We start from the raw sequence: 11,875 nt of genomic DNA on the forward strand, positions 1-11,875 counted from the left end.
GTCATTGAGTCATTTGGTCATTGAGTCATGAACTTGCAACGACTCCCTTTTGCCTCAACCTGGGCAAAATTTGAGAAAGACGCTCCGAAGCGCTTGAAAGGCGGGGCAATGCCGACCAAACTGGAGCTTAAGCCGACGACCGCTTCGGATCACGCGCTCTACCAGAGAGATCAGTTCCTGGATCACGGTCTTGATGCGACGCCGCTTGGCCCGATGCCTTACGGGCGAAAAACGGCCCAGGAGCCCGTTTTGCCCCAGGATGCGCAAGATGTTGTCAGCCAGTCCGCCCAGGGTCAACTCCGGAGCCTTGGGAGCAAACTTTCTAGAGGGCAATCGCTCCAAGTCCAGATCGGACTTGATCTCACCGTGAAACGGCTCACTCAGACCTCGCTTCTAGTACAACTAAATCCCTTGATCCTCATCGATGGAAAGAGACGTCCACCAACCCTCCAGCGTGATATCGGGCTGGATCAGCATTTGTCCCTTGGCATCCGATATTCGCTCGGTGACCCGGATCACCAGGCGAAACCGATAGCTTTCCCCTCCATAGTGTCGTGTCACCCATGTGCTGAGGATCGCCACTTTCTTGCCGGGCCGGGGCTCCGTCACACGGCCCTCCCTGAAGGCCCGATCACGCCAAGAAAGGCGGTCCGCCCCGCGTGGATTCCATTGGATGATGAAGTTCACCTTAGGGTGTCGGCGAAGCTCCACAAGCGTTTCCAGAGCATCGTGAGCCGAGTCCGTTCGCACCAGCAGGGGCCTTTGGGTAACCTTACGAGCACGCCCCAGCATCTTGCGCACAAACCCCACAAATCCGTTCTGGGAATGCTGAGACCCCGGGCGAAGCTCTATGCCCAGACACCATCCCTCCTGGCGGAGGTAGGCCGCAATCGGAGCGTATCCCTCCTCGTTCTGGTACGTCCGCGACACCCCTTCTTTCTTTGTGTCGGAATTGTCCAGGCAGAAAACATCCAGGTCCAAAGCCACATCCCCCGTGGAAAGAGCCGTTACGGGAACCTGGGTCCTCTCGAGCAGTTCAACGCCTGCGGCGTCGGCAAGACGTTCGAAAACTCTCGCGTGCTTGTCGAAGCGCTGTCGCAAGGTTTCCTGCGAAGGGACCTTTTGGAATTCCAGAGCCTCTTAGAACCCGTCATCGCCGGCAACCCCCCTCGGCGGCTTCAACGTCGCTTTTCCTGGGACACAAAAGCCCCAAAGAGGTCTTGCCCACATCCGCGTGAGAGATCACCGCCCGTTCCGCAACTTCCCTTTCCAACCATTCGCAGAGGTCCCTGCTGCCGTTGATCAGATGGCCCACAAGAACCACGCCCGGGTGCCCGCTGTAGAAGGCCTTCGAAGATTGTTCACTCTCCATTATTTTCATGAGTGCAGCTGCCGGGTGAAATTGTGACAAGAGATCCTATAGCACAAAAGCGAATGAGCCTCAATACGATACCTGCGGCATGATACTGTTATGTATAGACACAATCTCACGGATTAAGGTGTGGCCATAGATGGAGAACGATTATTGGCGAGGGGGTGATAGCAGAAAGAAAAGTGAAAAAATGGGTCGATCGAGATAGGATGAGGTGGATAGTTAATCGAAAATACTCCACTTTGAATTTGTGAATCGGCTAATATCTAAAGAAAGGGGGGTAATCAAATGGTCAACATTATCAAAACCAAAGTCTTTATGTTTATTGTGCTTGTATTGCTCATGTTCATGAATGGGAACGCGTTTGCTATATCTGGAACGTTTAGTGGGATTTTTACTGACCCAGTCTTAAATCCCACGCGTGACCAACCCCATAATACTGGGATAGGTACGAATGCAATAACCTGGGGGAATGATCATCCTACAAATAATGATCCTGTCCTTAATGTCGGAGCCCTTACTTTTTTCGGTGCTGACTTCGATACGTCTGTGGGGGAGTCATTTGTTATGGGATACTTATGGTTTAGAAACGCCTCCACCGCGTGGGGAGAAATTGACCAAATTACCTTAACATTAGATACCGGGACTGTCGATCCGAACGATTATAGCAATCTTCAATTCCCATTGAGAATTGGATTAGGTCATACCCCGAACGGAGGTATAAACCCGTATATAGACGCGGACTACATCTATTTCCCGGATTATCCTGAATTCGGAAGCTTCCGTGTTTTTGAGGGAAACTCAACCTCAGTGGAACTTCTAGGAGTCTTTGGTTCGTTGACTTTCTTAGGCTTCGGCGCAGTAGAAAACCCAAATCTAGGATTTTTGAATCCGAGCACCCAGCCTAATCTTGTGCCGGAACCCACCACGATGCTCCTACTTGGGTCTGGGTTGTTGGGATTGGTAGGCTATAGGAGGAAGAAGTTCTTTAGAAAATAGAACGAATATTATATCGGAGGAGGGAAAAGGCAGGGCCATTATTCTTGGTCCTACCTTTCCTGAATCCGTGAGGTGTGGTGGAGCGAGCTAAGGTGTGGGCGTGGTGACCCCGTTTTGAGCAGTCGACGATGCCCTGTTTCAGCCATTTGCCCGAATCATCAGCTCTCAAGTGGCAGAAAAGTGCTCATGAGTGGAATCATTGAGCTGTTTTCGGGTATACTTCGCCCCCGTTCAACGTGAAAAAAGAATAGATCCAGGCTCTTGCAACGACTTCCTTTTGCCTTACCCAGGGGAAAAATGAGTCATTAAGTCATTAAGTCATTGAGTCATTGAGTCATGAACTTGCAGAGACTTGTTATTGTCTTGCCCTGGGCAAAATTTGAGAAAGACACTCCGAAACGCTTGAAAGGCGGGACAATGCCGACCAAACTGGAGCTTCAGCCGACGACCGCTTCGGATCACGCGCCCTGCCAGAAAGATCAGTTCCTGGATCACGGTCTCTACGCGACGCCGCTTGGCCCGATTCGAGCGGGCGAAAATGGGCGAGGAGCCCGTTTTGCCTCAGGATGCGCAAGAGGTTTTCAGCCGGTCCGCCCAGGGTCCACACCAGAGCATCTGCGGCCAACTTTCCAGAGGGCTATCGCTCCAAGTCCAGATCGGACTTGATCTCACCGTGAAACGGCTCACTCAGACCTCGCTTCTAGTACAACTAAATCCCTTGATCATCATCGATAGAAAGAGACGTCCACCAACCCTCCAGCGAGATATCGGGCTGGATCAGCATTTGTCCCTTGGCATCCGATATTCTCTCGGTGACCCGGATCACCAGGCGAAACCGATAGCTTTCCCCTCCATAGTGTCGTGTCACCCATGTGCTGAGGATCGCCACTTTCTTGCCGGGCCGAGGCTCCGTCACACGGCCCTCCCTGAAGGCCTGATCACGCCAAGAAAGGCGGTCCGCCCCGCGTGGATTCCATTGGATGATGAAGTGCACCTTAGGGTGTCGGCGAAGCTTCAGAAGCGTTTCCAGAGCATTGTGGGCCGAGTCCGGTGTTACCCCTAAAATCAAGAAGCCGCCATGATGAGGAGGAAAGTAATGGAAAGAAAAAAAAGAGTAATTTTGATGTTGGGCGTTTTTGTATTTGCTTTTTGCGGAATTGCCTTTGCAAAGAAAGATGAAAAAGGCTGCAAAGACCATCCTATGTTTACAAGGATGGACAATTTTTACATTTTATCCTGTCAGGAACACAAATTCGCTGAAGCAGATTTCAGAGATGAAAACGGAAAAGAGGTAAAAGTGGAGGGCAAATTTTATAAAATAGATTACCACATAGAAGAAGGGGTTACGCCTCCTTCTGGATTACAGGTTCTCAGAAACTTCGAAAATGCCATTAAGAAGATAGGAGGAGTCAAAGTATTTCAGAAAGTTGATGATATTTGGTTGAAACTCGATAAAGAGGGGAAGACCTTTTATGTCCATGTGAGATCCCCATTTGGCGACCAGTATTATCTTACGATTGTTGAGGAAGAGGCGATGGTCCAGGAGGTTGTGGCGGACGCAAAGAGCCTGATGAGCGATATTCAGGCAAAGGGCAGTGCTTCAGTTTATGGAATCTATTTTGACTTCGATAAGGCTGATATCAAACCTGAGTCCGAACCAGCCATCAAAGAGATCGCAAAACTTCTTCAGGAGAATAAAGATGTGAAACTCTATGTGGTTGGACATACCGATAATGTTGGAACTATAGATTACAATATTAAGCTTTCAAAGGCAAGGGCAGATGCTGTGACCAAGGAGCTTGTGACAAAATACAAGATCTCTGCTGACAGGCTTAAGGCTTACGGAGTGGGGTCCCTTGCACCTGTGGCCACGAACAAGACCGATGAAGGGCGCGCAAAGAACCGCCGCGTGGAACTCGTGGAGCAATAGGGGAAATTAGTGAGAGGCTGTTTGGGAGGAGGAATACACGGCTCTGAAATGCTCTAAATACCACGGATAACAGAGAGACGTTTAAGACGAAGATGACGGGAAAGGGCCAGTCCACGGTGCGGGGTTAAGAGATGAGAAAAGCAATTACGTAGACGCTATTGAGTCTCTTGGCAATATTTTCCGCGCTGCCGCAAGTCCTCGGGAAAAATAACCCTTCCAAGGTCACGATGGTGGAGGTGGTAAGGGCAAAATTTGGTTCGGGTCCCAATGACATTGGGGTAATTACTCCATCTGAAGCGAATCCAGAAGGTCCCATGAGTTTTGCTCTTGGTGCAAACGGAGAGATCTTTATTCTCGATCAGACAAACTCCCGCATCCAAGTGTTTAAAGGCGGGAAAAGAATAAGAACAATTTCTATGCCATTAAAAACATTATGGGACATTGATGTTTTGTCTGATGCCAGAATCCGTGAGGTGTGTTGGATCGAGCTGAGTTGCGGGCGCGGTGACCCCGCTTTGAATCGTCGACGATGCCCTGTTTCAGCCATTTGCCCGAATCATCAGCTCTCAAGTGGCAGAAAAGTGCTCATGAGTGGAATCATTGAGCTGTTTTCGGGTATACTTCGCCCCCGTTCAACGTGAAAAAAGAATAGATCCAGGCTCTTGCAACGACTTCCTTTTGCCTTACCCAGGGGAAAAATGAGTCATTAAGTCATTAAGTCATTGAGTCATTGAGTCATTGAGTCATTGAGTCATTAAGTCATTGAGTCATGGACTTGCAGAGACTTGTTATTGTCTTGCCCTGGGCGAAAATTGAGAAAGACATTCCGAAGCGCTTGAAAGGCGGGACAATGCCGACCAAACTGGAGCTTCAGCCGACGACCGCTTCGGATCACGCGCCCTGCCAGAAAGATCAGTTCCTGGATCACGGTCTCTACGCGACGCCACTTGGCCCGATTCGAGCGGGCGAAAATGGGCGAGGAGCCCGTTTTGCCCCAGAATGCGCAAGAGGTTGTCAGCCAGTCCGCCCAGGGTCAACACCAGAGCCTTGGGAGCAAACTTTCCAGAGGGCAATCGCTCCAAGTCCAGATCGGACTTGATCTCACCGTGAAACGGCTCACTCAGACCTCGCTTCTAGTACAACTAAATCCCTTGATCCTCATCGATGGAAAGAGACGTCCACCAACCCTCCAGCGTGATATCGGGCTGGATCCGCCTACGTCCCTTGGCATCCAATATTCTCTCGGCGACCCGGATCACCAGCCGAAACCGAGAATTTTCCTCTCCATGGTCTCGTGTCACCCACGCACGGGAACCTGGGTCCTTTCAAGCAGTTCAACGCCGGCGGCGCCGGCAAGACGTTCGAAAAATCTCGCGTGCTTTTCGAAGCGCTGTCGCAAGGTTTCCTGCGAAGGGACCTTTTGGATGTCCAGAGCCTCTTGGAAGCCGTCATCGCCGACAACCCCCTCGGCGGCTTCAAAGTCGCTCTTCCCCAGACATAAAAGCCCCACAACCAATATCAATGGAAGACAATACAGTAGAGTTTTCACAACAAAGTAAATTTTTTCAATGGACTGCCAAGGACGTCTAACATCTTGCATCTGTTTTTTCTTGACACGCAACTACGCCATCCCGTACTCATCATCTATCTGAAAGTAAATGCGTATCCTCTCGCGTATATCCTCGTCACGGGTTTCCTTGAATTCTTGGACCCCGATATCTCGATGAAGTCGCCTGGTATGAAAAGGAAAGACAGCAGAAACCAGCCTGTGCGATGATGTTCTGCTGACGTTGCGTTTGTCGCATGGTTCTCAACCGCCGTCTGTGTTATGGCGGCCGCTGCCCGCATCGGCATATGACAGGAGGAATGGATCATGGATTGGTACCGGCGGGACATCGATACGGTGCTTTCGGAACTGGGCACCTCGGAGCACGGCCTGAAAGAAGAAGAGGCAAGGGAGCGTCTGAGCCGCTTTGGTCCGAACAAGCTGGCCGAGGTGGAGCGGATCAGCCTGATAAAGATCATCCTTCACCAGTTCAAGAGCCCTCTCATCTACATTCTGCTCATCGCGGCGGTGGTCACGTTTCTCCTGGAGGAATACAAGGACACCGGGGTCATCGCCGCCGTCCTGATCCTCAATGCCTTCATCGGATTCGTTCAGGAGCTCAAGGCTGAAAAACAGGTCCAGGCCTTGAAGAGCATGGTGGTGGCCAAGGCTCGGGTGCTCCGGGACGGGAAAGAGGTCGAAATCAACGGCGAGGCGCTGGTTCCCGGGGATATCGTGCTCCTGGCATCCGGCGGGCGGGTGCCGGCGGATGTCCGTCTGATAAAGACCATCGAACTCAAAGCGGACGAAGCCTTGCTCACCGGGGAGTCCGTCCCGGCTGAAAAGAAGAGTGAAACCATCCCCGATGACAACCTCACGCCCGGCGATCAGCGCAACATGGCCTTTATGGGCACGGTGATCGTCAACGGACGGGGCAAGGGGGTCGTGGTGGCCACTGGCTCCAGGACGGTTCTGGGCGGTATCGCCAAAGACGTCAAGGAGATACGGGTGGCGCAGTCTCCGCTGCAGGAGCGGATTGACCGTTTTGCCCGCGCCATCGGCATCATCGTCCTGGTGGCCGCGACGCTTCTCTTTCTGGTCGGCATCCTGGTGGGCATAGATGCCGTGGACATGTTCATGACAGCCGTGGCGGCCACGGTGGCCACCATCCCCGAGGGGCTTCCCATTGTGGTCACTATCGCCCTGGCCATCGGAGTGGCGCGCATGGCGCAGCGCAACGCCATTATTCGGAAGCTTCCGGCCGTCGAGACGCTGGGCAGCACGACGGTGATCTGTTCCGACAAGACCGGCACCCTCACGCGCAACGAAATGACGGTCAAGCAGGCCTACGACGGGCAAACCCTCTACGAGTTTACCGGCACCGGCTACAACCCAGAGGGTGGAATCCTCAAAGATGGGGAGGTCGTGGACCTGGCCGGTGCGGAGCAGCTTCAGTTGATCCTCAGGATCGGACTGCTCTGCAATGAATCCCGCGTGTACGAGGAGGGCGGTGAGTACCGGGTGGACGGGGACCCCACGGAGGGGGCGCTTATCGTTTCGGCCATGAAGGCCGGTATGGACCCCGAGCGGGAGCGGGAGGCCTTCCCTCAACTGGCAATCATTCCGTTTGAATCCGACCGTGGGTACATGGCCACCCTGCACCGGGCGGACCGTCGCAACCTGATTTTTGTCAAGGGGGCTCCCGAGAAGCTATTGGACCTGTGCACCCAAGGCCGAACGGAAGTCTCGGCGGAATTCTCGCGAACGGCCGAGGAATTCGGGCGCCAGGGGCTGCGTGTTTTGGGCATGGCCTGCAAGGAAGTCCCGGCCGATCAAACGGACATGACCATGGCAGACCTGAAATCCGATCTCGTGTTCGTCGGATTGCAGGGGATGATCGACCCTCCCCGGCCGGAGGCCATCGAAGCCGTTGCGGGCTGCAGGGATGCGGGGATTCGGGTGGTGATGATCACCGGGGACCATGCCGTCACCGCCCTGGCCATCGCCAGGAAGCTCGGCATCGCACCGGAAGAGGAGGCGGTGGAGGATCTGACGTCCAAGCCGGTGGATACACTGAGCGACGAGGAGATCCTCGAACTGTTCCAAGAATTGGTGACAGCTTTGGCCGTGCGTTCGGGACTGGTATCTCGCGAGGCCGAAAGCGCCACCGCTAAGCGTGTGCAGGCCATGAGCAACCCGGAATTCCTGGGGTTGCTCAAGGGCGTTCTGGCTTCGCTGGTCAAGAGGGCCGGACCCGAAGGGGCCGTGCGGAACGTGCTTTCCGGCAAGGAAATCGAGACCATGAGCGACGACGACCTCTACCATTTGGTCCAGAAGGTCTCCGTGTACGCCCGCGTCTCGCCACAGCACAAGCTGCGCATCACCCGGCAGCTCATCAAACGTGGCGAAATCGTGGCCATGACGGGAGACGGCGTCAACGACGCCCCGGCCCTCAAGGCGGCCCACATTGGGGTGGCCATGGGCAGGAGCGGTACCGACGTGGCCAAGGAAGCCTCGGACATGGTCATCGCCGATGACAACTTCGCCAGCATCTATCGGGCCGTGGAGCTGGGAAGGGTCGTGTTCGACAACATTCGCAAGGTCACTTTCTTCCTGATTCCGACCGGTATAGCCGCCATCATCACCATCCTGGCCACCGTGATGCTCGGCTTGCCGCTTCCCTACCTGCCGGCGCAGCTGCTCTGGATCAACATCGTCACCAACGGCCTGCAGGATGTGGCGCTCGCTTTCGAGCCGGGAGAAAAAGACGTCCTCAAGCGGCCGCCGCGGCCTCCTCGATCCGGCATTTTCAACCGCCTCATGGTGGAGCGCACCATCATCGTGGCCCTGCTGATCTCGGCGGGGGTCATCTACGAATTCATCCACGACCTGAATCGGGGCGCCTCCCTCGAGAAGGCCCGGACCATGGCCGTGACCCTCACGGTTTTCTTCCAGTTCTTCCAGGCTTTCAACAGCCGGTCCGAGTTGCAGTCGCTTTTCACGATGAATCCCTTGGGCAACCCGTTCCTTTTCTTCGGCACCCTTGCCGCCTTTGGCGCGCACCTTGCCGCCATTTATCACCCGGCCCTGCAGTGGCTCTTCGGCATGGTGCCCATCACTCTCGAGGAATGGATGCGGATCGCCCTTCTCTCCTTCACCGTCGTGGTGGTGGTGGAAATCGACAAACTCGTGCGCAGAATCATCGCCGGCCAACGGTGACGGTCTCTCGTGAATGGGAAAGCGGGATGGGGCGGGCCGTAGGTACAGGCTCATCGTTCAATGCCGGCGCGGGGAGAGTGGCGTGTGAATGCAGGCATCGGGCTTGAGCCCGATTCATCTCAGCGGATGAAATAGCCATCCGGAACGTATTCCTGCACCATCCTCTGAGTGTTGAAAAACGACCCGTTGATGGTGCTGCGATACATCATCATCTCGATGAAGCGCTCGCGGTTTCCGTATTAATGGGGAACGATGTGCTTTTCCGGTTTTTCGTAGAGCGACGGTGTATCCTGGGCTCAGAGCATCCTGACCCCGCCCATGCCCAGGATCACCTTAAGGGAAATCCGGTAGTGCTCGCCCCCGCCATAAAGAGACTGGCTCAGTCCGCGATCCCACTCGGCGTTCTTTGGTAGATCGGCGTCCAGAAAATAGATGGAGACCGTGAAACCTCCGACGCCCGTGACATCGTAGCGCCAACTCCACAGATGAACGGTTCGCCTTCCACAAGGATCGAAGCCCGCGGTGAGCATGCCTCAAACAACCCTTCGACGGCCTATGCCGCTGGAGCTTCCACCTGCCAATCGTCCTGTTCGAGCCTTTGACGAAAGTAACCCTTGCGCTACAGGAGCGTTACGGCCCGGCGCAGTCGGGCACCCAGGCGATAGGTCCGGTGGCATCGTGGAAACGTCCTTCTGTCACAGAAGTCCCCCGGGCTCCTTCCTCAAAAAAGAAAGAAGCGGCATGGTCAGCAATAATCCAGTTCTGGCGGAATGGAATGGGACAGGTGACGACACGTTCATTATCGAGAGATACTGGACGGTTCAAGGGGGTTCTTCGCCTTGTCTTTTGGACAATTTGGCACCTTGTGCTTGAATGGGCAAAGGCGACGAGAACGGTACCGTCTCGCCGTGTCGATTGGGTCTGTCACCAGATAACCGAGGACCTCTGCCGACGGCTGTCCACTATGAGTCATGTGAATGCTTCCTTGTCCAACGTCCTAACGCCTGAATCAAGCCGCGCCGCAAAACGGCGTCGGCTTGAATGTTTTTTAGGCATAACTGGATTTTCGCTATTTTCCGGGTCACCCGATAGTCTTTCATCACAGCTGCATCAGTGCAAATACACCCCAGCCCAGGTATTCACGCGTATAAGTGACGTAGCGCACTGGTTCCGAGGTCAATTTATCTCTGACGTCTTTCGCAAGTTCGTCGTCGGGATTCGCCCCAAGCCATTGTCGCATGGTGAGCCATTTGGCCGCCTCGTATCGGTCCCAGCTATCTTGGTCGGCTAAAACCATTTCAACGACGTCGTAGCCAAGGCGACCGAAAAACGCTAAAAGTTCCGGAAGTGTGAAAAAGTCGGAGATTGAGTCGGCTAGGCACCCTTTGGCAACGTCTTCCGTTGGTGGCAACTTCCGCCAGTAGGGCTCGCCGATGAGGATGATCCCTCCGATGCGGAGGCTCTGCGCCAGAAGCTCGATAGTTCCGGAGACTCCTCCACCGATCCATGTGGCGCCGATACAGGCTGCCACATCGACCTTCTCGTCAGCGACGTAGCCCGTAGCATCGCCATGGATGAACTTGACTTGGTCAGCCACGCCGAGTTCTTCAGCGCGGAGTTTTGCTTGTTCGGTGAACAACCGGCTCATGTCGATACCAGTGCCGACGATGCCATAATCGCGTGCCCAGGTACACAGCATCTCCCCCGAACCGCTGCCGAGGTCGAGCATCCGGGTTCCCCTTTCCAAACGTAGTGCAGCGCCGAGAGTGGCAAGCTTTTCGGGTGAGAACGGGTTATGGATGCGGTGAGCACGTTCGATGACGTTGAAGATCCGTGGAATGTCCAATGCAGAAAATCTCCTTACGGGGGTGAATAGATTCGGTCACTGCCTAACGAATGCGTTCACGCGCCGGCGTAGCCGGTGGCGTCGAACCGGTTGTCAGGCGTTTTCCTCTGCAAACTTGCCATGAAGTTCAAATGCCGCTTCAGTCGCACGTACCCATGCCCAGAGCACGATACGCGCAAGAGATGTTTGAGCTGCCTTCGGATATTACACCCGCTTTATTCAAGAAGGTGGTGATTGCTATGATGCTGGCGAGAATCAATAACAAAACTTCGGCTGCTCGTGCTTTCCATCCCACTAGTATGAGCGCCGGGACTGCGATTAAGACTGCATCGATGATCAGTGAAGGGGCAATAAATACTCCAATTCCTCCTTGAATCCCTGCAACAACAAAGAACCCGATTGACGTGTCTTTTATCACTCCTGAATCCGTGAGGTGTGGTGGAGCGAACTGAGCTGTGGACATGATGACACCGTTTTGAGCAGTTGACGATGCCCTGTTTCTGCCAATCGCACGAGTCATTGACTCTCCAGTAGCAGAAAAGTGGTCATGACTGGGATCATTGAGCTGTTTTCGGGCATACCTCGCCCCCGTTCAACATGAACATAAAGTAGATCCAGGCTCTTGCAAAGACTCCCTTTTGCCTCACCCGGGGGAAAAATGAGTCATTAAGTCATGAAGTCATTACGTCATTGAGTCATTGAGTCATTGAGTCATGAACTTGCAGAGACTTGTTATTGTCTTGCCCTGGGCAAAATTTGAGAAAGACGATCCTAAACGCTTGAAAGGCGGGACAATGCCGACCAAACTGGAGCTTCAGCCGACGACCGCTTCGGATCACGCGCCCTGCCAGATAGATCAGTTCCTGGATCACGGTCTTGATGCGACGCCGTTTGGCCCGATTCGAGCTGGCGAAAAACGGCCCAAGAGCCCGTTTTGCCCCAGGATGCGCAAGATGTTGTAAG

General features: G+C 54.1%; 9 protein-coding genes and 2 pseudogenes. 4 read left to right on the forward strand and 7 right to left on the reverse strand.

Annotated features, from left to right (window positions below):
• Nucleotides 1-54: 54 nt before the first annotated feature.
• Nucleotides 55-1,381: pseudogene (locus tag WHS46_14765) on the reverse strand (IS1380 family transposase).
• Between the two features lie 279 nt (nucleotides 1,382-1,660).
• On the opposite strand from WHS46_14765, the gene WHS46_14770 reads away from it, so the two are divergent.
• Nucleotides 1,661-2,371, forward strand: coding sequence for a choice-of-anchor K domain-containing protein (locus WHS46_14770; protein MEJ5349939.1), 711 nt, complete (start codon nucleotides 1,661-1,663; stop codon nucleotides 2,369-2,371).
• Between the two features lie 709 nt (nucleotides 2,372-3,080).
• Here the strand turns inward: WHS46_14770 and WHS46_14775 are convergent.
• Nucleotides 3,081-3,440: a hypothetical protein gene (locus tag WHS46_14775; protein MEJ5349940.1), complete on the reverse strand. Its 360-nt coding sequence runs from the start codon at nucleotides 3,438-3,440 to the stop codon at nucleotides 3,081-3,083.
• A 27-nt stretch (nucleotides 3,441-3,467) separates the two neighbouring features.
• On the opposite strand from WHS46_14775, the gene WHS46_14780 reads away from it, so the two are divergent.
• Nucleotides 3,468-4,301 carry an OmpA family protein gene (locus WHS46_14780; protein MEJ5349941.1) on the forward strand — a complete coding sequence of 278 codons (834 nt, stop codon included), beginning with the start codon at nucleotides 3,468-3,470 and terminating at the stop codon, nucleotides 4,299-4,301.
• Nucleotides 4,302-4,468: 167 nt separating this feature from the next.
• Entirely contained in the window at nucleotides 4,469-4,942 is a 474-nt protein-coding gene (locus WHS46_14785) for a hypothetical protein (GenBank protein MEJ5349942.1), read from the forward strand.
• A 656-nt stretch (nucleotides 4,943-5,598) separates the two neighbouring features.
• Here the strand turns inward: WHS46_14785 and WHS46_14790 are convergent.
• The gene (locus WHS46_14790) at nucleotides 5,599-5,901 is read right to left on the reverse strand and encodes a hypothetical protein (GenBank protein MEJ5349943.1); all 303 of its coding nucleotides are present in this window, start codon (nucleotides 5,899-5,901) and stop codon (nucleotides 5,599-5,601) included.
• Nucleotides 5,902-6,174: 273 nt separating this feature from the next.
• On the opposite strand from WHS46_14790, the gene WHS46_14795 reads away from it, so the two are divergent.
• A complete protein-coding gene (locus WHS46_14795) occupies nucleotides 6,175-9,066 on the forward strand; it encodes an HAD-IC family P-type ATPase (protein ID MEJ5349944.1) in 2,892 nt (963 codons plus the stop codon).
• A 296-nt stretch (nucleotides 9,067-9,362) separates the two neighbouring features.
• Here the strand turns inward: WHS46_14795 and WHS46_14800 are convergent, their stop codons facing one another.
• The 4 genes and pseudogenes from WHS46_14800 to WHS46_14815 all read right to left on the reverse strand — a co-directional run bounded on the left by WHS46_14800 (nucleotide 9,363) and on the right by WHS46_14815 (nucleotide 11,875).
• Entirely contained in the window at nucleotides 9,363-9,596 is a 234-nt protein-coding gene (locus tag WHS46_14800) for a hypothetical protein (GenBank protein ID MEJ5349945.1), read from the reverse strand.
• A gap of 569 nt (nucleotides 9,597-10,165) precedes the next feature.
• Nucleotides 10,166-10,912 carry a class I SAM-dependent methyltransferase gene (locus tag WHS46_14805; protein ID MEJ5349946.1) on the reverse strand — a complete coding sequence of 249 codons (747 nt, stop codon included), beginning with the start codon at nucleotides 10,910-10,912 and terminating at the stop codon, nucleotides 10,166-10,168.
• Nucleotides 10,913-11,051: 139 nt separating this feature from the next.
• Entirely contained in the window at nucleotides 11,052-11,432 is a 381-nt protein-coding gene (locus WHS46_14810; GenBank protein MEJ5349947.1) for a hypothetical protein, read from the reverse strand.
• Between the two features lie 175 nt (nucleotides 11,433-11,607).
• Nucleotides 11,608-11,875 (reverse strand): annotated as a pseudogene (locus WHS46_14815) (hypothetical protein).

The sequence above is a fragment of the Desulfosoma sp. genome (genome assembly GCA_037481875.1).
Taxonomy (GTDB): Bacteria; Desulfobacterota; Syntrophobacteria; order Syntrophobacterales; family DSM-9756; genus Desulfosoma.